General features: G+C 71.6%; 23 protein-coding genes. 14 read left to right on the plus strand and 9 right to left on the minus strand.

All coding sequences use genetic code 11. The features are described from left to right. Positions 1-2: 2 nt before the first annotated feature. The 4 genes from IEY91_RS33315 to IEY91_RS33330 all read right to left on the minus strand — a co-directional run bounded on the left by IEY91_RS33315 (position 3) and on the right by IEY91_RS33330 (position 4,851). Positions 3-938 (minus strand): carbohydrate ABC transporter permease, encoded by a 936-nt coding sequence (locus tag IEY91_RS33315; RefSeq protein WP_164324960.1) that lies wholly within the window; start codon positions 936-938, stop codon positions 3-5. Between the two features lie 13 nt (positions 939-951). Continuing rightward, the gene (locus IEY91_RS33320; protein ID WP_164324962.1) at positions 952-2,292 is read right to left on the minus strand and encodes an ABC transporter substrate-binding protein; all 1,341 of its coding nucleotides are present in this window, start codon (positions 2,290-2,292) and stop codon (positions 952-954) included. 102 nt (positions 2,293-2,394) lie between these two features. Next, on the minus strand, positions 2,395-3,582 hold the full coding sequence (locus IEY91_RS33325; RefSeq protein ID WP_164324964.1) for an ROK family transcriptional regulator: 1,188 nt from the start codon (positions 3,580-3,582) through the stop codon (positions 2,395-2,397). Positions 3,583-3,756: 174 nt separating this feature from the next. Further along, the gene (locus IEY91_RS33330; RefSeq protein WP_164324966.1) at positions 3,757-4,851 is read right to left on the minus strand and encodes a mechanosensitive ion channel family protein; all 1,095 of its coding nucleotides are present in this window, start codon (positions 4,849-4,851) and stop codon (positions 3,757-3,759) included. A 288-nt stretch (positions 4,852-5,139) separates the two neighbouring features. Between IEY91_RS33330 and IEY91_RS33335 the strand changes: the two genes are divergently transcribed. From IEY91_RS33335 to IEY91_RS33350, 4 genes are all read left to right on the plus strand, one after another. After that, positions 5,140-5,676 carry an HNH endonuclease gene (locus tag IEY91_RS33335; protein ID WP_164324968.1) on the plus strand — a complete coding sequence of 179 codons (537 nt, stop codon included), beginning with the start codon at positions 5,140-5,142 and terminating at the stop codon, positions 5,674-5,676. 381 nt (positions 5,677-6,057) lie between these two features. Beyond that, positions 6,058-6,294, plus strand: a complete 237-nt coding sequence (locus IEY91_RS33340; protein ID WP_164324970.1) for a hypothetical protein — start codon at positions 6,058-6,060, stop codon at positions 6,292-6,294. Beyond that, positions 6,295-8,463, plus strand: coding sequence for a 4-alpha-glucanotransferase (gene malQ, locus IEY91_RS33345; protein WP_189176847.1), 2,169 nt, complete (start codon positions 6,295-6,297; stop codon positions 8,461-8,463). Between the two features lie 59 nt (positions 8,464-8,522). Continuing rightward, positions 8,523-8,762 carry a hypothetical protein gene (locus IEY91_RS33350; protein WP_164324974.1) on the plus strand — a complete coding sequence of 80 codons (240 nt, stop codon included), beginning with the start codon at positions 8,523-8,525 and terminating at the stop codon, positions 8,760-8,762. A 141-nt stretch (positions 8,763-8,903) separates the two neighbouring features. On the opposite strand, the gene IEY91_RS33355 is transcribed toward IEY91_RS33350, so the two are convergent. After that, positions 8,904-9,434, minus strand: coding sequence for a MarR family winged helix-turn-helix transcriptional regulator (locus IEY91_RS33355; protein ID WP_164324976.1), 531 nt, complete (start codon positions 9,432-9,434; stop codon positions 8,904-8,906). A gap of 146 nt (positions 9,435-9,580) precedes the next feature. Here IEY91_RS33355 and IEY91_RS33360 point away from each other — a divergent pair, with 146 nt between their 5' ends. The 3 genes from IEY91_RS33360 to IEY91_RS33370 all read left to right on the plus strand — a co-directional run bounded on the left by IEY91_RS33360 (position 9,581) and on the right by IEY91_RS33370 (position 12,478). Continuing rightward, on the plus strand, positions 9,581-10,528 hold the full coding sequence (locus IEY91_RS33360; protein ID WP_189176848.1) for an EamA family transporter: 948 nt from the start codon (positions 9,581-9,583) through the stop codon (positions 10,526-10,528). Between the two features lie 69 nt (positions 10,529-10,597). Further along, positions 10,598-11,557, plus strand: a complete 960-nt coding sequence (locus IEY91_RS33365) for a DMT family transporter (RefSeq protein ID WP_229697392.1) — start codon at positions 10,598-10,600, stop codon at positions 11,555-11,557. A 27-nt stretch (positions 11,558-11,584) separates the two neighbouring features. Continuing rightward, entirely contained in the window at positions 11,585-12,478 is an 894-nt protein-coding gene (locus IEY91_RS33370) for a LysR family transcriptional regulator (RefSeq protein ID WP_189176849.1), read from the plus strand. 371 nt (positions 12,479-12,849) lie between these two features. Here the strand turns inward: IEY91_RS33370 and pepN are convergent, their stop codons facing one another. After that, positions 12,850-15,414: an aminopeptidase N gene (pepN, locus tag IEY91_RS33375; protein ID WP_189176850.1), complete on the minus strand. Its 2,565-nt coding sequence runs from the start codon at positions 15,412-15,414 to the stop codon at positions 12,850-12,852. A gap of 211 nt (positions 15,415-15,625) precedes the next feature. On the opposite strand from pepN, the gene IEY91_RS33380 reads away from it, so the two are divergent. From IEY91_RS33380 to IEY91_RS33405, 6 genes are all read left to right on the plus strand, one after another. Next, positions 15,626-16,651, plus strand: a complete 1,026-nt coding sequence (locus IEY91_RS33380; protein ID WP_189176851.1) for an ABC transporter substrate-binding protein — start codon at positions 15,626-15,628, stop codon at positions 16,649-16,651. 13 nt (positions 16,652-16,664) lie between these two features. Beyond that, complete coding sequence (locus tag IEY91_RS33385; protein ID WP_189176852.1) at positions 16,665-17,600, plus strand: ABC transporter permease; 936 nt, start codon at positions 16,665-16,667, stop codon at positions 17,598-17,600. Continuing rightward, positions 17,597-18,394, plus strand: a complete 798-nt coding sequence (locus IEY91_RS33390; protein ID WP_189176853.1) for an ABC transporter permease — start codon at positions 17,597-17,599, stop codon at positions 18,392-18,394. The genes IEY91_RS33385 and IEY91_RS33390 overlap by 4 nt, the downstream gene beginning before the upstream one ends. 97 nt (positions 18,395-18,491) lie before the next feature. Further along, on the plus strand, positions 18,492-19,328 hold the full coding sequence (locus tag IEY91_RS33395; RefSeq protein ID WP_189176854.1) for an ABC transporter ATP-binding protein: 837 nt from the start codon (positions 18,492-18,494) through the stop codon (positions 19,326-19,328). Continuing rightward, a complete protein-coding gene (locus IEY91_RS33400; protein WP_164324993.1) occupies positions 19,325-20,632 on the plus strand; it encodes a flavin-dependent oxidoreductase in 1,308 nt (435 codons plus the stop codon). Before IEY91_RS33395 ends, IEY91_RS33400 begins: the two co-directional genes overlap by 4 nt. Positions 20,633-20,877: 245 nt before the next feature. Next, on the plus strand, positions 20,878-21,390 hold the full coding sequence (locus IEY91_RS33405) for a DUF1203 domain-containing protein (RefSeq protein ID WP_189176855.1): 513 nt from the start codon (positions 20,878-20,880) through the stop codon (positions 21,388-21,390). 3 nt (positions 21,391-21,393) lie between these two features. Here the strand turns inward: IEY91_RS33405 and IEY91_RS33410 are convergent, their stop codons facing one another. Further along, complete coding sequence (locus IEY91_RS33410) at positions 21,394-22,305, minus strand: LysR family transcriptional regulator (protein WP_189176856.1); 912 nt, start codon at positions 22,303-22,305, stop codon at positions 21,394-21,396. A gap of 111 nt (positions 22,306-22,416) precedes the next feature. Between IEY91_RS33410 and IEY91_RS33415 the strand changes: the two genes are divergently transcribed. Further along, a complete protein-coding gene (locus tag IEY91_RS33415) occupies positions 22,417-23,601 on the plus strand; it encodes an MFS transporter (RefSeq protein WP_229697393.1) in 1,185 nt (394 codons plus the stop codon). Positions 23,602-23,690: 89 nt separating this feature from the next. Here IEY91_RS33415 and IEY91_RS33420 read toward each other — a convergent pair whose 3' ends face one another. Next, the gene (locus IEY91_RS33420) at positions 23,691-23,897 is read right to left on the minus strand and encodes a hypothetical protein (protein WP_164324999.1); all 207 of its coding nucleotides are present in this window, start codon (positions 23,895-23,897) and stop codon (positions 23,691-23,693) included. Between the two features lie 175 nt (positions 23,898-24,072). Next, entirely contained in the window at positions 24,073-25,092 is a 1,020-nt protein-coding gene (locus IEY91_RS33425; RefSeq protein ID WP_164325001.1) for an aspartate-semialdehyde dehydrogenase, read from the minus strand. Positions 25,093-25,266 lie beyond the last annotated feature (174 nt).

Here is a 25,266-nt window from a genome sequence, read left to right on the forward strand (position 1 = left end):
GATCAGTCCTCCGCCGCGAGCAGGCCGGAGCGCTTGCGCATCAGCAGCATCGTCACGGCCATGGCGATGGCGAAGAGCACGAGCGAAAGCACGCACGCCGCACCGGTGTTGAAGTTCTGGAAGCCCATCTGGTAGACGAGCTGGGGGACCGTGAGGGTCGAGTGGTCCGGATAGCCGGGCTGGATCACCGAGCCGGGCCCGATGGAGACGCCGGAGGCGATCTTCCCCGCGACCAGGGCCTGCGTGTAGTACTGCATGGTCTGTACGACACCCGTGACCACGGCGAACATCACGATCGGCGTGATCGAGGGCCAGGTGACGTAGCGGAACTTCGACCAGGCGCCCGCGCCGTCGATCTCGGCCGCCTCGTACTGCTCCTTCGGTACGTCGAGCAGCGCGGCCATGAAGATCACCATCAGGTCGCCGATGCCCCACAGGGAGAGCATCACCAGCGAGGGTTTCGACCACGTCGGATCGTTGAACCAGGTGGGCGCCGTGATCCCGATCTTGGAGAGGATCTCGTTGACCGGCCCCGAGCCCGGATTGAGGAGGAAGACGAAGGCGACCGTCGCCGCCACCGGCGGGGCCAGATAGGGGATGTAGAAGGCGGTGCGGAAGAACCCGACGCCCGTCTTGATCTTCGTGATGAGCAGCCCGAGCGAGAGCCCGAAGATCACCCGCAGCGCCACCATCACCACGACAAGCCACAGCGTGTTCCACAGCGCCGGGCCGAACAGCGGCATCTGCTCGAACACGTACCGCCAGTTCTTCAGGCCCACGAACGTGGGCTCCTTGATCTGGTTGTAGTGCATGAACGAGAAGTAGACGGTGGCGATCAGCGGATAGAGGAAGAAGACGCTGAAGCCGATCAGCCAGGGGGAGAGGAAGCCGAGCACGCGCAGTCTGCGGCGCGCGGGGCGGGAGAGTGTCAGGGCCATGGCGGGGCGCTCCTCAGTTCTCTGCCTGGAGGTTGTCGGCGTCGATCTGGTCGTCGAGCTTCTTGAGCCCCTCGCGCAGGTTCTTCTTGCCGCCTGCTTCGACGGAGTACGCGAGGTCGGCGAGCGAGACGATGTACGAGCCACCGTTGGTGGACTGCGGGAGCGCCTGGCTGTGCTCGTTCTCCAGGATCTTGAAGAAGGTGCGGAAGCGGCGGTCGGCGTCCAGGCGGGGCGACTTGAGGGCCGCGAAGGTGGACGGCACGTTGTGGATGTCGTTGGCGAGGTCCACGACCTGGTTGGTGTTCGCCGTCAGGAACCTGACCAGCTCCCAGGCGGCGTTCTGCTTCTTGCTGCTGTGCGCGATGCCGAGGACGGTGCCGGTGATGAAGCCGCGGCCGTAGCTGTCGGCCTGGTCGTCCGGCACCGGCAGGGGCGCCACGCCCCAGTCGAACTTCGCCTTCTTCTCGTCCAGCATCAGCCCGCGCCACTCGCCGTCGAGGTGCATCCCCAGCTTCCCGGTGAGGAAGCCGTTCTGGCTGGACATCTCCTCGCCGAAGGTGGCCCGGAACTTCTCCAGGTCGTCGAAGCCGCCCTGCGCCTCGATCAGTTCATTGGTGGTCTTGAAGAAGTCGTACGTCTTGGGCTCGTCGGCGAGGTTCGACTTGCCGTCGGCGTCGAAGTACTGGGGGCCCCACTGCGCGAAGAGCCGGTCGGGGGCGTTCTGGTAGAGCCGGAAGTTCGGCATGAAACCGACGCGCTTGTACGAGTCCTTGCCGCTGCGCACGGTCAGCTTCGCCGCGACTTCCTTGAGCTCCGACATGGTGCGCGGCGGGCGCTCGATGCCCGCCTCCTTGAAGGCGTCCTTGTTGTAGTACATGCCGAACGCGTCCGCGAGGAACGGCAGCGCGCACTGGGTGCCCTTGTAACTCGTGTAGTCGAGGAGGGTCTTGGGGAACGTCTTCTTCTTGTCGAGGCCGGTCTTCTTCATGAAGGGGTCGAGGTCGACCCACATGCCGGAGTCGCAGTACTGGCCGACGTTGTTCGTCGTGAACGACGACACGACGTCGGGGGCCTCGCCGCCGCCCGCCCGCAGGGCCTGGTTGATGGTCTCGTCGGTGACGTTCCCGGTCGCCTTCACATCGATGTTCGGGTGCAGCTTCTCGAACCGTTCGATGCTCGCGTTGATCGCCTTGACTTCACCGGGGGCCGACCAGCCGTGCCAGAACTTCAGCGTCACGGGCTTGGTCGGATCGTCGTCGGCGCTGCCGGTGCTCGGGTTGGCACAGCCGGCCAAGAGCAGTCCGGCCGCGGTCAGGGCGGCGGGCACGCCGTTGCGTATGCGCCATCGCGGCATGGCGGACGTCCTTTGCGGGAGGCGGTGTTGGGGAGTCGGGGACTTTGGGGAAGTCGGGATTTTTCGGGAGGGGGCGCGGGCGGAGCGTGATGTGCCGAGTGCTCAGGCGGTGTCGAAGACGGTGTCGCGGGCCTGGTCGAGGGCGGTGCGCAGGGCGCCGGTGAGGATCGGGTCGCCGTCCAGCTCGCTGATGCGCAGGAGCGGGCGCGGCAGGGCGAGGCCCGTCATCTCCTCCGTGACGCGCAGGCGCAGCTCCTCGCCGCCCGCCTGGGCCACCTGGCCGGACAGGACGACGAGTTCGGGGTCGACGACCGCGACGACCGCGGCGAGGCCGGTCGCGATGTGGCGGGCCAGCTCGTCGCGCACGACGGTGTCGGCGAGCGCGTCGGGGAGCAGCTTGCCGCCCGCGCGCTCGCGGACCACGGCGCCGGAGACCAGGCTCTCGAAGCCGCCCCGGTACGAGCCGGGCGTCCCCTCGGGGCCGCGCAGCAACGGGGCGCCCGGCACCGGCATGTAGCCGATCTCGCCCGCACCGCCGGTCGCGCCCCGCAGGAGCACGCCCCCGAGCACGATCGCGGCGCCCACGCCCTCGTCCAGCCAGGCGAGCACGAAGTCGTCGTGGTCCTGGGCCGCGCCCTCGTACTGCTCGGCGATGGCGGCGAGGTTCACGTCGTTCTCGATGGTCACCGGCGTGCCGAGGACCTCGGCGAGCTCGGCGCGCAGGGTGCGGGAGTGCCAGCCGGGCAGGTGCGGGGCGTAGCGGAGCCGGCCGTCGTGCGGGTCGATGGCGCCGGGCGTGCCGATGACGGTGGCGCGCAGGTCGTCGTGGCCGAGCCCGGCCTGCGCGAGCGCGCCGTCCACGGCCTCCACGACGAGCTGCGCGGTGCGGTGGCGTACGTCCTCGGCGACTGGTTTCTCGGGGTAGGCCTCGATGCGCCGCCTGCCCACCTCGCGTCCGGTGATGTCGGCGACCAGGGCGGTGATGCCGGTGGGGTCGGCGGACAGGGCGGCGACGTGGCCGACGGCGGGGTCGATCTCGTACAGGACGGCGTTCGGACCCGGGCGTCCGCTCTGCCGGCCCGTGGTGCGTACGAGTCCCGCCGACTCCAGGCGGCTCAGGAGCTGCGAGGTGGTGGGCTTGGACAGGCCGGTCAGCTCGCCGATGCGGGTGCGGGTGAGCGGGCCGTGGGCGGCGAGCAGGTCGAGCGCGGCGCGGTCGTTCATGGCGCGGAGCACGCGGGGGGTGCCCGGCACGCCGGGAGACCCGTTGGATGGGGTGGTTCCAGCCATCGCTGACGACACCTGCCCTTCGGCGACCCGCCTCCCCCATGTCACTGTTAGGAAGGCTTCCTATTGGATGCGAGGAACGTAGGACGCCGTGAAGGGACCGTCAAGAGAGAACGCCCCCGCGGCAACCAAAGCGTTACCTGCGGGGGCGCTGTCGTGCGGGGCTTTCCCGTGGACCTACTTCGAAAGGTTCGGCGGCGGGGCTATCGGTGACGCCGCCAGGGACTGCGGGGACGTCGACGAGGCGTACGCCGACGGGGCTGCCATGCCCGCCGTCGGGTCCGCGGCCGGGGTCACGCCGCCGTCCTGCTGCATGGGCAGGCCGCCCACCAGGCGGATGCCCTCCGCGTCGAAGGCACGCTTGATGCGCCAGCGCAGCTCCCGCTCCACGCCGAGGGACTTGCCCGGCATGGTCTTGGCGGATACCCGCACCACCATCTGGTCGATCAGCACGCTGTCCAGGCCGAGCACCTCGACCGGGCCCCACAGCCGCTCGTTCCACGGCTCGTCCTTGCCGAGCCGCTCGCCCACCTCGCCGAGGACCCGCTTGACCTTGTCCAGGTCCTCGTCCGGGCGCACCGTCACGTCGACGCCGGCCGTCGACCAGCCCTGGGAGAGGTTGCCGATGCGCTTGACCTCGCCGTTGCGTACGTACCAGATCTCGCCGTCGTCGCCGCGCAGCTTGGTGACACGCAGCCCCACCTCGATGACCTCGCCGGAGGCGACGCCGGCGTCGATGGAGTCCCCGACCCCGTACTGATCCTCGAGGATCATGAAGACGCCGGAGAGGAAGTCCGTGACGAGGTTGCGGGCGCCGAAACCGATCGCGACACCCGCGACACCCGCCGAGGCGAGCAGCGGCGCCAGATTGATCTCGAACGTGCCGAGGATCATCAGCGCGGCCGTGCCGAGGATCAGGAACGACGCCACCGACCGCAGCACCGACCCGATGGCCTGCGAGCGCTGCCGCCGCCGTTCCACATTGACCAGGAGCCCGCCGAGCGCGGTGCCGTCCACGGCCGATGCCGTGCGGTTCATGCGCTCTATCAGCTTGGTGATGGCGCGCCGCACGAGCACCCGCAGGACCATCGCGATCACGACGATCAGCAGGATCCGCAGGCCGATGGCGAGCCAGGTCGACCAGTTCTCCTCCACCCAGCTCGCCGCGTTGGTGGCGCTCTCCTGGGCGTCGTCGAGGGTCACCGGTTTGCGCGTCGGCGACGGTGTTGGGTCCGGGTCCGTTCCGGTTGCCGACAGGACGGACAGGAACACGGCTGGTACCTCCAGGCATAGCGGCCTGCCCAGGAGATGCACCGGGCAGACCAACCAGACTAACGGGGCACCGTGTGTGGATCGTTGTCATGTTCGAAGGAGAGACGGTGCTCACCAGGCCCGGAGCGGGCGGCGGCGGCGTGGAAACGTGCCACCACCCGAGGTGTGGTCGAAAACACTTCAGGGCCGTTACCGGCTGATGGTGGCGCTACGACCAGGCATGAGGGGAGACTGGCTACAGATCGTCCCGGCGCGAGCCACGCGCCGCCGGCGTAATAGGAGGCATCCGTGCCGCATGTCCTGGTCCTCAACGCGTCGTACGAGCCCCTCGGTGTCGTACCGCTCCGCCGCGCGCTCGTCCTCGTCCTGGAGAACAAGGCACTCTGCCTCGAGGAGTCCGGCGCCTTCATGCACAGTGCGAGCTGCACCATCCCCGCACCCAGCGTGGTCCGGCTCAAGCGCTTCGTGCGGGTCCCCTACCGGGGGCCCGTTCCACTGACCCGCCGTGCCCTCTTCGCCCGCGACGGCGGCCGGTGCATGTACTGCGGCGCCGCCGCAACCAGCGTCGACCACGTCATTCCGCGCAGTCGCGGCGGTCAGCACGCCTGGGACAACGTGGTGGCCTCGTGCCGCCGCTGCAACCACGTCAAGGCCGACCGCCACCTCATGGAGCTCGGCTGGCGCCTGCGCCACAAACCCGCCCCGCCCTCCGGCCTCGCCTGGCGCATCATCGGCACCGGGCATAGGGATCCGCGCTGGCTGCCGTACTTGCAGCCGTTCGGCGCGGATGACGCGATGGCCCGGATCGACGGCATCTCTGCCTAGCGATCCGGGCTTTTGTCTGGCCCCTGGGCCTTGTGCTCGGGCCACGGGGGCTCCGCCCCCGGACCCCGGCTCCCCTTCTGGGGCTTCGCCCTCTCCCCCTGTCGGCGCTCCGCGCCTCGTCCTCAAGCGCCGGACGGGCTTTACCTTGCCGGGTGCGGCTGGGTTGGTTGTTTCAGCCCGTCCGGCGATTGAGGACGAGGCCGTTCAGGCCGATCGGGGGTCCAGGGGGCGGAGCCCCTTGGTTTCGGGAAGGGGCGGGGTTGGGGAGGCCCCCGGCAGGGCCCGACTGTGACCAGCACCACGTTCCCCGGCCGTATACGGATGCGCCCCACCGCAGTGGGTAGGGCTTCGGAACCGACCTCCGCGACCGAAGGAGCCCCCATGCCCGCCTCCGCGAACCTCCTCCTCTCCGCCCTGTCCAAACAGGTCTCCCACCCCGACTCCGGCCTCGACGGCTCCTGCTCCTGCGGCTGCCTGGAGCCGCCCCTCACCAGCGAACCCCCGCTCGCCGACGCGGCCCCCCTCACCAGCGAACCGCCCCTCACGGACGCCGCCCCGCTGACCAGCGAGCCGACCTCGACGGGAACCGCCTCGGGCCTGGACCCCATGGGGGTCTAGATGACCCTTGCCCGGCTGGCCGCCCTGCACGGCGTGGCCACCTCCTACTCCCCGTCCCCGGACCGCACGGTCCAGGCCTCGGAGGCCGCCGTCGTCGCGGCCCTCGCCGCGCTCGACGTCGACGCGAGCACGCCCGAGGCGGTACGGGACGCGGTGGCGGCACGCGAACGGGCGTTACGGGAGCGGCTGTTGCCACCCACGGTGGTCCTGTGGACGGACACGGACACGGACGCATCACCCGAAGGCCCGGCACGCGACGGAGCGGAGCCCACGCCCCCAGAAACCCCCGAAGCCCTCACCTCCCTTCCTCCGGGCACCCGCCTCACCGTGGAGACCGAGGACGAGGGGCCGCTCATCGACCTCGGGGACTTCACGGGCGCCGCGGAAACCCCGGCCCCGTCGACCGCCCTCCCCCTGGGCATCCATCGCCTCCGAGCCACCACCCCCGACGGCACCACCGCCGAAGCCCACCTCGTCGTCGCCCCGCGCCGCGCCCCCGCCCCACCACCGCGCGCCTACGGCTTCCTCGTCCAGCTCTACTCCCTCCTCAGCCGTCACTCCTGGGGCATGGGCGACCTCGGTGACCTCGCGGAGCTGGCGTCGTGGTCGGGGCGGGCGCTGGGGGCCGGGTTCGTCCAGGTGAATCCGCTGCACGCCGCGGTGCCCACGCCACCCGGCGGCGCGGGCGACCCGTCCCCGTACCGCCCCTCCTCCCGCCGCTTCCCGGACCCCGTGCACCTGCGCGTCGAGGCCGTCCCGGAGTTCGCCCACCTCGGGGGCGAGGCACGCGAGCGTGCGGGCGAGTGTCTGGAGCGGGCCGCGGAGCTGCGCGCGGCCGTCCTGCGCGAGGGCGCGCTCATCGACCGGGACGCCGTGTGGGAGCTCAAGTCGGCCGCCCTGGAGCTGATCCGCGATGTCCCGCTCGGGCCGGGCCGCTGCGCCGCGTACAGCGACTTCCTCGCCGAGCACGGCGAGGCCCTGGAGGACCACGCCACCTGGTACGCGCTCGCCGAGCGCTACGGACCCGACTGGCACGCCTGGCCAAGACCCCTCCAGGACCCCGCGTCCCCCGAAAGCGCCCGCGCCCGCAACGAGTTGATGGACCGCGTCGACTTCCACGAACGCCTTGCCTGGCTCACCGACGAGCAACTCGCCGCCGCCCAGCGGGCCGCACGCGACGCGGGGATGCCCGTCGGCCTCATCCACGACCTGGCCGTCGGCGTCCACCCGGACGGCGCCGACGCCTGGGCGCAGCGGCGCCACTTCGCCGCCGGCATGTCCACTGGTGCGCCCCCGGACGCCTTCAACGCCCACGGCCAGGACTGGGGCCTGCCACCGTGGCGCCCCGACCGGCTCGCCGAGTCCGGCTACGCCCCGTTCCGCGCCCTGCTGCGCGCGACGCTGCGGCACGCGGGCGCCGTCCGCGTCGACCACGTCATGGGGCTCTTCCGCCTCTGGTGGGTGCCGACGGGACGTACCCCTGTGGACGGAACGTACGTACGTTACGACGCCGAGGCCATGCTCGCCGTGCTCGTCCTGGAGGCGCACCGCGCGGGCGCCCTCGTCATCGGCGAGGACCTGGGCACCGTCGAACCGGGCGTCCGCGAGGCGCTGCGCGAGCGCGGGGTGCTCGGCACGTCCGTGCTGTGGTTCGAGCGCGACTGGGACGGCGACGGCCTTCCGCTGCCGCCCGAGCGCTGGCGCGCCGACTGCCTCGCCACCGCCACCACCCACGACCTGCCGTCCACCGCCGCCCGCGTGACCGGCGCGCACGTCCGGCTCCGCCACGACCTGGGCCTGCTCACCCGCCCGCTCGCCGCCGAACGCGCCGAGGCCGCCGCCGACGTACGCGAATGGCTCGCCCTGATCTCCCGGCTCGGCCTGCTGCCCGGCGGCGCGGGGCGCGAGGAGGACGAGGTGCGCGCCGTGCACCGGTTCCTGCTCGCCACCCCGGCCCGCATGGTCGGCGTCTGGCTGCCCGACACCGTCGGCGACCGCCGCCCGCAGAACCTGCCCGGCACCTGGGACCAGTACCCGAACTGGCGACTGCCCGTCGCCGACGCCGCCGGACGCCCCGTCACCCTGGAGGACCTCGTCGCCGCACCCCGCCTGCACGCCCTCCTGGACGTGTTCGAGGCGCTGCGGCCGCACCCGCCGCGCACGCGATGAGGCGCCCCGTACGGCACCCCGGGCGCGCGGCCCGCGGAGCGGTTCGCTACGTTGGCACCGTGGACAAGAAGAACGCCCTGCGCGCCGGTGCCCTGGCTTCCGGTACGACGCTGATGATGCTGCTCATGACGTCCCCCGCGCTCGCGCTCACCCGCGACGACGGCGACGACCCGGGCCCCGGCCTGAGCGTGGTCGAGACACTCGGCCTGTACGTCGTCGCACCCATCGTGCTGTTCCTGGTCATCGCGGGCCTCGTGATGGTCGGCGACAAGTCCCGCAAGCAGCAGAAGCAGGTCTGACGGCGCGGGTCACTGGTCCGCCGGTCACCCGCTCTCTCCTCACCACTCTTCCGCCGAGGGCGCTCCCCGGTCGCGTACGCACACGTGGAACTGCGTGTACCGCGTACGCGGCCGAGGAGTGCCCTCGGCGCTTTCACGCCGTCATGAGCCGTCCCCCGCGCCCGGCTGCGCGCCGGCGAGCAGCTTGCGCAGCAGGGCGGAGAGCTGCTCCGTCTCCGCCTCGTCGAGACCGGCGGCCGTGAGCGCCGCGCGCTGCGCCTCCAGGCCCGCCACGACCGCCCGGTCGACCAGCTCCAGGCCCTTCTCCGTCAGCGTCACCTGAAGACCGCGCCGGTCGTGCGGGTCGGGGGAGCGGCGCAGCAGCCCGGCCCGCTCCAGCTTGTCGAGCCGCCCGGTCATGCCGCCCGACGTCAGCATCAGCGTCGAGGACAGCCGCCGCGGCGAGAGCGTGTACGGCTCCCCGGAGCGCCGCAGCGTCGCGAGCACGTCGAACTCCCCGCGCGAGGTGCCCACTTGGCGGTGCGCCTGCTCGACGCGGTCGCCCACGGCCTGCGAGACGCGGAAGACACGGCCGAAGACCTCCATGGGCATGGTCTCCAGTTCGGGCCGGACCGCGGCCCACTGCTCGATGATCGCGTCGACGGCGTCGGAGTCGGGGGTGGTGGTGTTCATGGGGGGATTATTCAGCGGGCATCGGATGCTCGCAAGTAAGTGGGTTGACAGTAAGTAGCTTAGAGCTAAGCTACTTACCACTCGGCTACTTACGGCCCAGCTACTTACGGCTCGGCTTCCTTGTGACCTCCTGGGGGATGTACGTCATGAAGCGCTCCACCGCGATCCTGCTCACCGCCTACGCCCCCCTGACCTGGGGCTCCACCTACGCCGTCACGACCGAGTTCCTGCCCGCCGACCGGCCCCTGTTCACGGGCCTGATGCGGGCCCTGCCCGCCGGCCTGCTGCTGCTCGTGCTCGCGAGACGGCTGCCGAGGGGGGAGTGGTGGTGGAAGTCGGTGGTCCTCGGGGCGCTCAACATCGGCGCCTTCTTCCCGCTGCTCTTCCTGTCCGCCTACCGCCTCCCCGGCGGCATGGCCGCGGTCGTCGGCTCGGTCGGCCCGCTCTTCGTCGCCGGACTCGCGGCGCTGCTCCTCGCCGACCGCCCGAGCCCGCGCACTCTGCTCACCGGCGCCGCCGCGGCCCTCGGCGTCAGTCTGGTCGTCCTCAAGGCGGCCGGGGCGCTCGACGCGGTCGGCGTGCTCGCGGCCGTGGGGTCCACGGCGTCCATGTCCACGGGCACGGTGCTGACCAAGCGCTGGGGCCGTCCCGACGGGGTGGGTCCGCTGGCGCTCACGGCCTGGCAGCTCACCGCCGGCGGCCTGCTGATCGCGCCCGTCGCGTTCCTGGTCGAGGGCGCGCCGCCCGCGCTCGACGGGCGGAACATCGCGGGCTACGTCTACCTCTCCCTCGCCGGGACGGCCGTCGCGTACTGGCTGTGGTTCCGCGGCATCGGCCACCTCAGCGCGACCCAGGCCAGCCTGCTCGGCCCGCTCTCGCCGTTGACGGCGGCGGTCATCGGCTGGGCGGCGCTGGGTCAGTCGCTGACGGCGGTGCAGGTGGCGGGGATGGCGATCGCGTTCGGGGCGACGGTGTTCGCGCAGCTGCGGCCGAGGCAGTCGAAGTCGAAGGTGGCTGTCGGATCGTTCAGTTCAGCTTCAAAGAACGATCGTAAAGTTTCGATGGACCTGGAGATTGCGGAGGTGCGACGGTAGTCCGGCACACGATCAAGACAAGATCACCGGACCCCCGGACACCGGGGAGATTGGCAAGGGATACCAGTGGTGAGCGTCCTGGACCGGAGCGACAGCGACAGCGTCGGCGCACGGAGCGGTACGGAGGGCGGGCGCACCGGCTCCGGCGGGACGGGGGCGGGGCTCGGTGTCGGGCTCGCGCTCGCCGCGCTCGCCACCGTCGTCTGGTCGGGAAGCTTCGTCACCTCCCGGGCCCTGGCCGACAGCGTCCCGCCGATCCAGCACGCGTTCTGGCGCTGGATCATCGCCATCGCGGCCGTCGCCCCCTTCGCGGTACGCCAGACCTGGCGCCAACGGGCCCTGCTGCGCCAGCACTTGGGCTTCCTCCTCGCCGCCTCCCTCCTCGGCGTCACCGTCTACAACACCCTGGTGAACCAGGCCGGAGTGACCACCACCGCGGGCAACATGGGCATGATCATGGCCGCGTCGCCCGTCCTGATGGCGGTGTACGAACGCCTCGGCGGCGCGCGGCTCGGGGCGCGCCGGGTGACGGGGATGCTCGTCGCCTGCGTCGGCGTACTGCTCCTGGTCAGTGGCGGCTCGCTCGCCATGGACCTCGCGGTGGGCGACCTGTGGGTGATCGGCGGGGCGGTCGCCTTCGGCTCGTACAGCGCGCTGCTGCGGCGCAGGCCCGCGGAGATCTCCGGGCTGCCCTTCCTCTTCACCACGTTCGTCCTGGGCGCGCTGATGCTGCTCCCGGTGTTCCTGGTCAGCCTCGCCGTCCAGGGCGGCTTCGAGCCGACGGCCGCGACGGTGTCCCCGCTCCTGTACGTGGGCGTGATCTCCTCCGCCGTCGCCTTCTTCGCCTGGAACAAGGCGATCGCCGCCATCGGGGCGGCCCGCGCGGGCGTCGTCTACTACCTCCAGCCGGTGTGCGTGGCGCTGCTGTCCTTCGCTGTGCTCGGCGAGGGCATGGGGTGGCTGCAGGTGATGTGCATGGGGCTGATCCTCGGCGGCGTGGTGCTGGGGTCGTCGGCGGGCAGGAAGTAGCGGACGGTGCGCGGGTACGTTGACGTCATGACCGAGTGGGACATCAAGAAGCTGCAGATCCTGCGCACCCTGAACGAGCGCGGGACCGTCACCGCGACGGCGCGGACGCTCCTGATGACCCCCTCGGCCGTCTCGCAGCAACTGTCCAACCTCGCCAAGCAGGTGGGCGTGCCGCTCCTCGAGGCGCACGGACGGCGGGTGCGGCTCACCGGGGCGGCGCGGCTGCTGCTGGTGCACGCCGACGCCGTGTTCGCCCAACTGGAGCGGGCCGACGCGGAGTTGGCGGCGTACGCCAACGGGGTGGCCGGGGAGGTGCGGGTGGGGGCGTTCTCCACCGCAGTGCCGGCGCTCGTGGTGCCCGCGGTGCGGGCCCTGCGGGGGGCTTGGCCGGGGGTGTCCGTGCGGGTGCGGGAGGTGGAGGCGGCGGAGGCGTACGAGTTGCTGGCCGCGGGGGAAGTCGATCTCGCGTTGTCCCTCGCGGCGCAGGCGCCCACGGGGCGGGACCGGCGGTTCACCCGGGTGTCGTTGCTCGCCGATCCGCTGGATGTCGCGCTGCCCGCCGACCATGCGCTGGCGCGGGCGGAGGACTTGCGTCTCGCCGATCTCGCGGGGGAGCCGTGGATCTTCGGAGGGTCCGGCCCCTGGTCGGAGATCACGCTGGCCGCGTGCGAGGCGGCCGGGTTCGTGCCCGAGCAGGCGCACAGTGCTGCCGGGTGGGAGGCGATTCTGGCGATGGTGGGGGCGGGGATGGGGGTCGCTCTCGTCCCCCGCATGGCCTCCGGCCGGGGCGGGGGCGTCGCCATGCGCGAACTGTCCGCCGACAGGCCGAGCCGCCAAGTGGTCGCAGCGGTCCGCCAGGGGGCGGAGGGGGCGCCGGCGGTGTCCCACGTCCTGGATGCCCTGCGGGCGGCGGCGGCTTGACCTGGCCGGAGGCCTGGGGCGTCGGACGCTCCCCACGCATGAAGGCCCCGTAGTCGTGGGCTGTGCCCACCCTTCCCCAAGCTCTCGGCTCCGCTCGAGCAGGGGATGCCCCACTCGCCGTGCGGAACGCCTGCCCACAGCGGGGACGGGGCAGGACGTTGGGTGTGCCCTCAGCGGGGGCGGAACCCTCGGCGGCCCTGCCTTGTGTCTACGCAGCCGCAGCCGCCGACGTTGATTGCCCCCCACAGGAGACGCCCACCCTGCGAGCGACTGGAAACGGGTGGGCGGGTGGGAAATTCTTTCGCCGCGGAGCGGCGGGGGTGGTGGGGTGCCCAGCACGCGCCGGGCACCCCACCCCCGTACACAACGGACTACGCGTCGGCGGCCTGGGCCCGCAGGGCCCGCTCGACACCGGCACGCGACTCCGTGATGAGGCGGCGCAACGCCGCAGTGGGCTCCGCCGACTTCAGCCACGCGTCCGTCGCGTCCAGGGTGTCCTGGGACACCTGGAGCGAGGGGTACAGGCCGACCGCGACCTGCTGGGCCATCTCGTGGGAGCGGGAGTCCCAGACGGCCTTGACGGCGTCGAAGTACTTCGCCGTGTACGCGGCCAGCAACTCGCGCTGGTCGGTCTGGACGAAGCCGGAGATCACCGCTTCCTGCACGGCGTTGGGCAGCTTGTCGGACTCGACGACCGACGCCCAGGCCTCCGCCTTGGCGGCGGCGGTCGGGCGGGCGGCGCGCGCGGCGGCGGCGTGCCGCTCACCCGCGGCCGTCTTGTCCCGCTCGAACTCCGCGGTGATCCCCGCGTCGTCGAGCCGCCCGGTCGCGGCGAGCCGTGCCACGAACGCCCAGCGCAGCTCGGTGTCCACGGCGAGTCCTTCGATGGACTCCGAGCCGACGAGGAGGCCTTCGAGGAGCGCCAGGTCGGACTCCGTGCGGGCCGTGGCGGCGAACGCCCGCGCCCACGCGAGCTGGTGGTCGCTGCCGGGCGCGGCCGCCCGCAGGTGCTCCAGGGTGGCCTCGGTCCAGCGCGTCAGCGCGGCGTCGCGGCCGGCCGGGGCGGCGTACAGGTCCAGGGCCAGCTTCACCTGACGGTGCAGCGACTGGACGACGCCGATGTCGGACTCCTTGCCGATGCCCGAGAGGACGAGGGAGAGGTAGTCGCGCGTGGGCAGTTCGGCGTCGCGGGTCATGTCCCACGCCGACGCCCAGCACAGCGCCCGCGGCAGCGAGGCCTCGAAGTCGCCGAGGTGCTCGGTCACGAAGGCGAGCGACTCCGTGTCGAGGCGGACCTTGGCGTACGAGAGGTCGTCGTCGTTGAGGAGGATCACCGCGGGACGGGCCCGGCCGACCAGCTCCTCGACGGCCGTCAGCTCGCCGTCCACGTCCAGCTCGACGCGGTCGGTGCGCACCAGCTTGCCGGTCGCGTCGTCGAGGTTGTAGAAGCCGATGGCGATGCGGTGCGGGCGGAGCGTGGGCTCACCCTTGGCGCCCGCCGGGAGCGCCGGGGCGTCCTGCTTGACCGCGAACGACGTGATCGTGCCGGACGAGTCCACGTCCACCACCGGCCGCAGCACGTTGATGCCCGCCGTCTCCAGCCACTTCTTCGACCAGGTCTTCAGGTCCCGGCCGCTGGTCTCCTCGAGGGCGCCGAGCAGATCGCTCAGCCGCGTGTTCCCGAACGCGTGCGCCTTGAAGTACTTCTGCACGCCGCTGAAGAACTCGTCCATGCCGACGTACGCGACGAGCTGCTTCAGGACGCTGGCGCCCTTGGCGTACGTGATGCCGTCGAAGTTGACGAGCACGTCGTCCAGGTCGCGGATGTCCGCCATGATCGGGTGCGTGGACGGCAGCTGGTCCTGCCGGTACGCCCACGTCTTCATGGAGTTCGCGAACGTCGTCCACGAGTGCGGCCAGCGCGAGCCGGGGGCGTACGCCTGGCAGGCGATGGACGTGTAGGTCGCGAACGACTCGTTCAGCCAGAGGTCGTTCCACCACTCCATCGTCACGAGGTCGCCGAACCACATGTGCGCCAACTCGTGCAGGATGGTCTCCGCGCGCGTCTCGTACGCGGCGTCGGTGACCTTGGAGCGGAACACGTACTGGTCGCGGATCGTCACCGCGCCCGCGTTCTCCATCGCGCCCGCGTTGAACTCCGGCACGAAGAGCTGGTCGTACTTCTCGAACGGGTAGGCGTAGTCGAACTTCTCCTGGAACCACTCGAAGCCCTGCCGGGTGACCGCGAAGATCGCGTCCGAGTCCAGGTACTCCGCGAGCGACGGGCGGCAGTAGATGCCGAGCGGCACGCTCTGCCCGTCCTTCTCGTACGAGGAGTGCACCGAGTGGTACGGGCCGACGATCAGGGCCGTGATGTACGTGGAGATGCGCGGCGTAGGCGCGAAGGCCCATACGTTGTCCGAGGGCTCGGGCGTCGGCGAGTTGGAGATCACCGTCCAGCCCTCGGGCGCCGTCACGGTGAAGCGGAACGTGGCCTTCAGGTCCGGCTGCTCGAACGACGCGAAGACGCGGCGCGCGTCCGGGACCTCGAACTGCGTGTACAGGTAGGCCTGCTCGTCGACCGGGTCGACGAAGCGGTGCAGGCCCTCACCGGTGTTGGTGTACTCGCAGTCCGCGACGACCTTCAGCTCGTTGGCGCCCTCCTGCAGGTGCCGCAGGGCGATCCGCGAGTCACGGAACACGGCGCCCACCTCGAGTGCGTGCCCGTTCAGGACGACCTCGTGGACGGCGGGGGCGATGAGATCGATGAAGGTCTCGGCGTTCGCCTCGGCGGAGTCGAAACGGACCGTGGTCTGCGACCGGTACGTCCCTCCCTCCTGCGCTCCGGAGAGGTCGAGATCGATCTCGTACGAGTCAACGGTGAGCAGCTTCGCTCGCTGCTGCGCCTCTTCGCGGGTCAGATTGGTGCCGGGCACGCGGTCATCTCCTCGCTACGACTTGCGAACTTTTTGCGATGTTTCCGGCCATCCTTCCATGCGTCGCGGCGGCCCGCTCCGGGCCATTGTTCTCAGGTCGCGAGGCCGTTAGCATCCGCGCGTCGGCTCAGGTCAGCGAGCGGCCCGAAGCGGGCCCGCGGCGGCCTGAAGCGGTCCGGTGCGGTGGGAAAGCGGTCGGGGGCGGATGTCCATGGCAAGGGGTGTGCGGGGCTCGCGCGAGTCCCGGAGTCGGGCACGGTTACGCGGCGCCGCGCTGCCGCCGCTCGCCCTGCTGCTCGTGGCCGCCACCGCGGGCTGCGGCGCCTCCGGCGACTCCGGCGGGGGCTCGGGCGACGGCACGGGCCCGGAGAAGACGCGGATCACCGTCGGCACCATGCCCGTCGCCGACACCGCGCCCCTGGAGATGGCGATGCGCAAGGGCTTCTTCAAGGCGGAGGGGCTCACCGTCCGCACGACCACCCTCAGCGGCGGCGCCGAGTCCGTCAGCCGGCTGCGCGCGGGCGCCCTCGACATCTCCTTCGGCAACTACGTCTCGTACTTCCTCGCGCACGCGAACAAGGCCATCGACCTGCGGATCGTCGCCGACGCCTTCCAGTCCGCACCCCGCACCCACGCCGTCCTCGTGAAGAAGGACTCGCCGGTCAAGTCCCTCAAGGACCTTCAGGACAAGAAGATCGGCGTCAACACCAAGCGGAACATCAGCGCCCTCCTTGTGAAGAAGGCCGGCAAGGCGGAGGGCGCCTCCTTCGACGACGACAAGAACTTCGCCGAGATCGACATGCCGAACATGGAGACCGCGCTGAAGGCCGGCAGCGTCGACGCCGTGCAGGCCGTCGAGCCGTTCGTCAGCGCGATCGAGAAGTCCGGCACCGGCCGCGTCGTCGCCGACCTCGGCAAGCCGCCGACCGCCGGATTCCCCGTCGCCGGGTACGCGGCCACGGCGTCCTTCGCCGAGGACAACCCGAAGACCGTCGCCGCCTTCCAGCGGGCCATGGCCCGCGCCCAGAAGCAGGCCGCCAACCGCTCGACCGTCGTCGACACGCTCCCCGACTACACGAAGATCACCGCCGAGCAGGCGGCCCAGCTCCACCTCGGCGGGTACCCCGTCGTGCTCGACCCCGCGCGGCTGCGGCGGGTCGTCGCGCTGATGCGGGAGTTCGGGTACCTGAAGCGGGGGATCGACGTGGAGCCACTCCTGGTGCGTACGGGGCCTTGAGGCGGCTGATGCGGTGAGGCTCTTCGCGCGCTCCGGTCCGGGCTTCGGCCCGGGGTTCGGGGCGCTCGGAGTCCTTGGTGCGTTTGTGGTTGTTGAAGTCGTTGCTCGTAGTGGGGTGTTCGACGCGGCAGCGTTGCCGCCTGCCTCCTCTGTGCTTGCCCGTGCCGGTGAGATGGTCGTCGACGACGGGTTCCTCGGCGATTTGTGGGTCACCGTTTCCGCCTGGCTCTCGGGGCTTGGGCTCGCTGTTCTCTTCGCCGTGCCCGCGGGGCTGTTGCTCGGGTCGCTGCCTCGGCTCGACACCGCCGCCCTTGCCGTTGTCGAGTTGGCTCGGCCCATTCCGTCCGTTGCTCTGATTCCGCTTGCGATTCTTGTTTTTGTCGAGCCCGATCGGGTGGAGCGGTCGCTCGTTTGTTATGCCGCCTTGTGGCCCATCCTTCTCAACACGTTGTACGGGCTGCGGGATGTCGACCCTGTCGCCAAGGAGACGTTGCGGTCCTTTGGGTTCGGGGTGGTGGGGGTGCTTTGGCGGGTTTCGATGCCCAGTGCGGGGCCGTTTGTGGTCACGGGGGTGCGGATTGCTGCTTCTGTGGGGTTGATTGTGGTGGTCAGTGCGGAGTTGCGGGCGGGGGGTGAGGGGGGACTCGGCGTCTATTTGCTGGAGACGCAGTCGGGGGGTGGGCGGGCGGATTTGATGGTGGCGGGGGCTTGTTGGGCGGGGGTGCTTGGGGTTGCGGCTAACGCTGGGCTGGTGTGGGTGGAGCGGCTGTTCTTTCCCCAATCCCGCCCCTTCCCGGCTGCATCAATTAGCGGCTCCGCCGCGTGGGGGGCTCTGCCCCCGGACCCCCGTTATCGGCCTGGACGGCCTCGTCCTCAAACGCCGGACGGGCTGAAAACACAGGCGCCGGGCGGGCTGAAAAGGCAAGCGCCGGACGGGCTGGAAAGATGAAGCGCGCCGCCCTCTTCCTCCTTGCCCGCAGCTGGCTGCTCGTACTGCTCCTGCTTGCCTGGGAGTTGGCCGCCCGGCGCGCCGGGGATCTGTATTTTCCGCCGCCCACTCGGATTGTGGCGGCCATGCGGGAGTTGTGGTGGTCGGGGCCCGCCTCTCGGCTCTGGCTGAACGATCGCGCCCTTGATGACTTTGTGCCGAGTCTGAGTCATCTGTTGGTGGGGTGGGCGCTCGCGGGGGTTGTCGGGATTGTGGTGGGGGTTGCGATCGGGCTTTCGCGGGTGGCGTTTCTGGTGCTTGATCCGGTGCTGCAATTCGGGCGGGCCGTGCCGCCGCCGACCTTGATTCCGTTCTTCATGGTCGCCTTCGGGCTCGGTACGTCCATGCAGCTCGCGGCCATCGTCTTCGGGGTGGTGTGGCCGGTGCTGCTCAACACCGCCGACGGCGTACGTTCCGTGGAACCCGTGCAGCTCGACTCGGCCCGCGTCTTCGGGCTCGGCGGGCTCGCCCGGCTGCGGTACGTCGTCCTGCCCGCGGCCGCGCCGAAGATCTTCGCGGGGCTGCGCGTCGCCCTCGGGTTCGCCCTGATCCTCATGGTCATCGCCGAGCTGATGGGGTCGGGCGAAGGCATCGGATCGCGGCTCAACGCCGCCGAGCGGGAGTTCCGGCCGGACCGGCTCTGGGCCGGGATCATGCTCCTCGGCGCCGTCGGCTGCGTACTCAACGGGCTGTTCCTGCTCGTCGAGCGCAAGGTGCTTGCCTGGCACCGGGGAGCGCGGCGGAGCAGCACCTAGACACACCGGATGCACGGGGCACACGGGGAACGCACTGGGACTTTGAGCACTCAAATCACTTAGACCGCACGGCAGTTGGCAACAGGGGGAACAGGGGATGCTGGAGATCGCGGGGCTCGGTCATCGGTACGACGACGGTCACCAGGCCGTCGAAGGAGTCGAACTGCACGTCGCGCGCGGCGAGCTGGTGAGCATCGTCGGGCCGTCCGGGTGCGGCAAGTCCACGCTGCTGCGGTGCGTCGCGGGGCTGCAGCGGCCGAGCGAGGGCCGGATAGCGGTGGGGGGCAGACCCGTCGACGGCGTGCCCGACGACCTCGCCGTCGTCTTCCAGGACTACACGCGCTCGCTGTTCCCGTGGCTGACCGTCCGGGACAACGTTGCCTTGCCGCTGCGCCGCCGCGACCTCGCCCGCGCGGAACGCCGCCAGCGGGCCCTCGACGCGCTCGCGCAGGTCGGCCTCGACGGCACCGCGGGGAAGTATCCGTGGCAGCTCTCCGGCGGCATGCAGCAGCGCGTCGCCATCGCCCGCGCGCTCGCCTACCGGCCCGCGCTGCTGCTGATGGACGAGCCGTTCGGGTCGGTGGACGCGCAGACGCGGGAGGATCTGGAGGACTTGCTGCTTTCGGTGCGAGGGGGTGCCGATCGGGGCGGCGGCCCAGGTGAGAAGGGCGGCGGGGGTGCTCCTGGCTCCGGGGGTGCTCCCGGCTCCGGGACGGCCGGGACGGCTGGGATGACTATTCTCCTCGTCACCCACGACATCGACGAGAGCGTGTACGTCGGCGACCGCGTCGTCGTCCTCACCGGCGCCCCCGGCCGCGTACACAGCGAGCTGCGCGTCGAACTGCCCGCGCCGCGCGACCAGATCGTCACGCGCGGGCTTCCGGAGTTCGTGAAGCTGCGCGCCGAGGTCGGGCGGGCGGTGCGGCGGCCATGAGCGGCATGCACGCGATGCGCGCGGTGAACACGGACGTACTGATCGCGGGCGCCGGCATCGGCGGGCTCACGGCGGCGCTGAGCCTGCACGCGATGGGGATCGGCGTGCGGATCGTCGAGCCCGTCCAGGTGCTGCGGCCGGTGGGCGTCGGCATCAACCTGCTGCCGCACGCCGTACGGGAGTTGACCGAGCTGGGCCTCGGCGAGCAGCTCGCCGCGACCGCCGTGCCGGCCGCCGAGATGGTCCACTACGACCGGCACGGCAACCGCATCTGGGGCGAGCCGCGCGGCCTCGCGCTCGGCTACCACTGGCCGCAGTACTCCATCCACCGCGGCGCCCTGCAGATGATGCTCCTCGACGCGGTGCGCGAACGCCTCGGCGAGCGGGCCGTGGTCACCGGCACCTCGTTCGTGCGGTGCGCCGAGCCGGAGGGGCAGGGGCAGGTCCTGCCGGTGATCCTGCGGGACCTGGCGCGCGGGCGCGAGCACACCGTGCGTGTCCTCGCGCTGATAGGGGCCGACGGGCTCTACTCGACGGTGCGTTCGCGGCTGCATCCGGGGGAGGGGCCGCCGCTGTGGAACGGCATCCGGATGTGGCGGGGCATCGCCGAGTGGCACCCCGTCCTCGGCGGCCGCACCGTCGCCATCGCAGGGAGCAACGCGCACGCCAAGCTCGTCTTCTACCCGATCTCGCGCGAGGCCGAGCAGCGCGGGCGGGCGCTGCTCAACTGGGTGGCGGAGGTGCGGTTTCCCGTCGAGCACGGGGGGATGTCGGGGCAGGCGGACTGGAACCGCAGCGGGCGTCTCTCCGACGTCCTCCCGTACTTCGCCGGGTGGCGCATCGGGGACCTCGACGTGCCCGCGCTGTTCTCGGCGACCCGGCGGATCCTGGAGTACCCCATGGTCGACCGGGAGCCGCTGCCCTGGTGGGGCCGCGGCCCCGTCACCCTCCTCGGGGACGCTGCCCACCCCATGTACCCCGTCGGCTCCAACGGCGGCTCCCAGGCCGTCCTCGACGCGCGGGTGCTCGCGCGGTGCCTCGCCGTCCACGATCCCGACCGGGTCGCCGGTCTTCGGGCGTACGAGGAACTCCGCCGCGAAGCCACGTCCGCCCTGGTCCTCGCCAACCGCGGCATGCCCGCCGACCGCCTCCTCCAAGTCGTCGCCGAGCGCGCCCCCGAGGGGTTCGACCGGGTGGATGACGTACTCACCGGGGAGGAGTTGGCGGAGCTGGACGCGGCGTACCGGTGGACGACCGGGACGGATGTGGCGGAGCTGAACGGGAGGGGGTCGTGGGGGGCGTAGGCCTTCGCGGGGCGCCCCAGTCCCGCCCCTTTCCCGAAACTGGGGGCTCTGCCCCCAGACCCCCGCTCCTCAAACGCCGGAGGGGCTATAGACAGCCCGTCCGGCGTTTGAGGACGAGCCGCGAAGCGGCGATGGCGGGGGTCCAGGGGGCGGCAGCCCCTGGTTTCGGGAAGGGGCGGGGTTGGGGAAGTCAACGTCCGGAAACCGCCAGCCCCACCCCCCGCGCCCGCGCGAACCTGAAGCGCATGAGCACCGCATTCGCGCCCCGCGCCATCGACCCCGACGCCCTCAAGCAGCTCCGTGACACCGACGACGCGGGCCGCCCCTGCGTCCCGTACATCGACCCGGAGGGCGGCGACCCGCTGCGCTGCTGCCTCCGGGCAGTGCGCGCGGGCGAGCGCATCGCCCTCGTCTCGTACGCGCCGCTGCGCCGCTGGGCGGCGGAGACCGGCGCCGAGCCGGGCGCGTACGACGAGCAGGGTCCGGTGTTCATCCACGCCGACCCGTGCGAAGGGCCGGAACCGGCGGCGACGAGGGAGGGGTACCCACACGTCAAGGCGGGATCGCTGCGGACGTTCCGGCGCTACAGCGCCGAGGGCCGCATCGTCGGCGGGCGTTTCCTGGAGATCCCCGAGGACACCACGGCGGGCTTCGACGAGGCCTTCACCGAGGCGTTCGCGGACCCGCAGGTCGCCCTCGTACACGTGCGCGCCGTGGAGTACGGCTGCTTCCACTTCGAGGTGCGCCGCCCGCGGTGACCCTCAGGCGGCGGCCGGCGCCTCCGCGTCGTCCGCCGCCTCCGTCTCCGCTCCCGCTTCGGTCAGAGCCCGCGCGAACGCCCGCACCCGCTCCGTCTCCCCGTCCCGGTGCCACACCATCCCGAGCACCGAGTCCGGCAGCCCGTCCACCGGCACGAACACGACGTCCTGCCGCCCGTGGTACTCGGCCGTCGGCCGGCACAGCAGCATCGCCGCCCGGTCCGCCGCGACCAGCGTCAGGCCCTCCTGGAGGGTGCGCACGGCGGGCGCGGGCACCGGCGAGGGGGCCTGCGCCTCGCGCCAGTACGCGGGGGCGGGCGGCGACGCCGAGATCAGCGGCGTGTCCACGAGGTCGGCAGGGGTGAGGGACGTACGCGACGCGAAGGGGTGCCGTACGGAGACCGCCACTGTTTGCTGCTGGCGGGAGAAGAGTGGGCCGAGGACCAGGTCGGGCTCCGCCACCGGCAGGAGCACGATCGCCGCGTCCACCTCGCCGTGCCGCACCGCCCCGAACGGGTCCGCGAACGGCACCTCCGCGATCTCCGCGACACAGCCGGGATGCCGCTTCTGGAACGCCGTGATCGCCGCCATGAGCCGCGCGTCCGCCGTCCCCTGGAAGCCGATCCTGATCCGTCCTTCCACCCCGCGCGCCGACTCCCGCGCCCGCTCCACCACACCTGCCAACTCCGCGTGCGCGGGGCTCAGTTCGGCGTGAAATCGCTCACCCAGGGGGGTCAGCCGCACCCGTCGGCTCGTACGCTCCACAAGGCGCGCGCCGATCCGCTGCTCCAGAGCCGCGAGCAGCTGGCTCACCCGGCTCTGCGAGACGTAGAGGCGCTCGCCCGCCCTGCCGAAGTGCAGTTCCTCGGCCAGGACGAGGAAGCACTCCAGTTCCCGTATCTCAACCCCGCTCACGCGCGTACGCCCCCGGAGCCCTCGGATGTATCGGATCGATTAGCCACGCTCATTCAAGGATGAGAAGTCCGCCGTTGTTCCCGGTGCGCGCGCGGGCGTTGTCTGGTGCCCATGGAAACCGTGACCACAACCGCGCCGGCCCCCACCGGACGGCGCTCCCTGCCGCTGTCCGTCGCCGCCGTCGCAGCCGCCACCTTCTCGGTCGTCACCACCGAGATGCTGCCCGTGGGGCTGCTCACCTCCCTCGCCTCGGGACTGCGTGTCTCCGACGGCACCGCCGGTCTCACCGTCACCGTGCCCGGCCTCGTCGCGGCCCTCGCCGCGCTGCTGCTGCCCGTCGCCGTGCGCCGCGCGGACCGGCGTGCCGTACTTGTCGGGCTCATGCTGCTGCTCGGCGCCGCCAACCTCCTTTCCGCGCTCGCGCCGTCCTTCGCGGTGCTGCTCGGCGCGCGGATCGTCGTCGGGCTGAGCATCGGCGGCGTCTGGGCCGTCGCCGCCTCCCTCGCCGTACGTCTGGTGCGCGCCGAGTCCGTCGGGCGGGCCACCGCCGTGATCTTCAGCGGGATAGCCGTGGCGTCCGTCCTCGGCGTGCCCGCGGGCACCTTCCTCGGTGAACTCGCGGGCTGGCGCTGGGCGTTCGGGGCCGTCTCCGTGCTCGGGTTCGCCGTCGCCGCGCTGCTCGCCGTCGTGCTGCCCCCGCTCCCCGCCGAGGAGCCGGTGCGGCTCGGTGCCTTCCCGGAGCTGCTGCGGATGCCGCGGCTGCGGATCGGCCTCATCGCCGTGGCGCTGCTCGTGGTGGGGCACTTCACCGCGTACACCTATGTGCGGCCGGTCCTGGAGCGGGTGCCCGACCTCGGGGCGGGTCTCGTCAGCGGGCTGCTGCTCGCGTACGGCGTCGCCGGGATCGCCGGGAACTTCCTCGGCGGCTCGCTCGCGGCTCGCGACCCGCGCCGGGCGCTCCTCATGATCTCCGCGGCGCTCGGCGGCGTGGTGCTCCTGATGGGACCGGCCGGCGGCTCGCTCGCCGTGACCGTCGTGCTCCTCATCGCCTGGGGGCTCGCCTACGGCGGTGTGTCCGTGTCCTCGCAGAACTGGGTCATGGCGGCCGCGCCGCAGGCCAGGGAGGCGGCGTCCGGGCTTTTCGCCGGGGTGTTCAACATCGCCATCGCGATGGGCGCCCTTGCCGGGGGCCGGGTCGCCGACGGCTTCGGCGTGACCGACGTGCTGTGGGTGGGCGGCGGGCTCGCCGTGCTCGCCCTTGGGGTGGTGGCGCTTGCGGGGCGCGGCGAGGAGTGACGCGCCAGCGACGACGCGGCACCGCGCCCGTACGGATCTGGTCGGGATCCGTACGGGCGCGGTGGTGTCCCGGGCCTGAGAGCGTCAGGTCAGGGGGCCAGGCAGGCGACGCCCGGGACCTCGGCGGGCACACCCGGGCTTGCGGGGTCGACGAGGCTTGTCACGTCCCCGGCGGCCTGGGCCAGGCAGTCGACGGTGGCTACGGGGTCCGGGACGGCGCTCGCCGGTGCGGCGAGCGCACCGGCGAGGGCGAGGGTTCCGAGGGCCATGGTGGCCACGGCAGCGATACGGCGCATGAACTTCCCTTGTTCGTGGTGCGGTTGATGCACCGAAGTACTGCCCGGGCGCGCCCGGGAAGCATGCGCCGTTTCACTCATCCGTGGCTGGTGAAACGATCCCCTGCGACCAGCGGGTTTACGCCCACAGGGGCCGCGTCGGAGCCGTGCCGGTCCCTCGCCGGGGCCACGCGCCTCAGGAGCCCGACAGCTCCGCCGCCACCAGCTCCGCGATCTGCACCGCGTTCAGCGCGGCACCCTTGCGCAGGTTGTCGTCGGAGATGAAGAACGCGAGGCCGTTCTCCACGGTCTCGTCGCCGCGGATGCGGCCCACGAAGGACTCGTCGCGGCCCGCGGCGCCCAGCGGCGTCGGCACGTCGGTGAGGACGACGCCCTCGGCCGCGGACAGGATCTCGGTGGCGCGCTCCGGCGAAAGCGGGCGCGCGAAGCGGGCGTTCACCTGGAGGGAGTGGCCGGTGAAGACGGGCACGCGGACGCAGGTGCCGGACACCTTGAGGCCGGGGATCTCCAGGATCTTGCGGGACTCGTGGCGGAGCTTCTGCTCCTCGTCGGTCTCGTTCAGACCGTCGTCGACGATCGAGCCCGCCAGCGGCAGGACGTTGTACGCGATCGGCGCGACGTACTTGTCCGGCTTCGGGAACTCGGCCTGGTCGCCGCCGTGCGTCAGCTTCGGGGCGTCGTCGCCGACCTTCTTGACCTGCTCGAACAGCTCGTCCACGCCCGCGAGCCCGGAGCCGGACACCGCCTGGTAGGTGGCGACGACCAGCGAGGTCAGCTCGCCCTCCAGGTGCAGCGGCTTGAGGACCGGCATCGCGGCCATCGTCGTGCAGTTCGGGTTCGCGATGATGCCCTTGGGGCGGTCCGCGATCGCGTGCGGGTTCACCTCGGAGACGACCAGCGGTACGTCGGGGTCGCGGCGCCAGGCCGAGGAGTTGTCGATCACCACGGCGCCCTGCGCGGCGACCTTCTCGGCGAGCGCCTTGGACGTGGCGCCGCCCGCGGAGAACAGGACGATGTCCAGGCCCGTGTAGTCGGCCGTCGAGGCGTCCTCGACCGTCACGCCGTCCAGGACCGAGCCGGCCGAGCGGGCCGAGGCGAACAGGCGCAGCTCGTCGAGGGGAAACTTCCGCTCGGCGAGGATCTTGCGCATGACCGTGCCGACCTGACCGGTGGCTCCGACGATTCCGACCTTCACAGGGATTTCCTCCGTAGTTGCGCGAGGCGACGGCGTGGCGACGGGTGCCGCTGCCGTTCCATGATGCGTCTGTCCACGACCGACTTGTCCAATCCATTGTCCGAGGTGCGGGACGCCACACTCCCCGGTCGTGGGCCGCGACGCTCCCCGGCCCCCCGGGCGCGACACTTCCCG

Source organism: Streptomyces lasiicapitis (assembly GCF_014646335.1).
GTDB lineage: Bacteria > Actinomycetota > Actinomycetes > Streptomycetales > Streptomycetaceae > Streptomyces > Streptomyces lasiicapitis.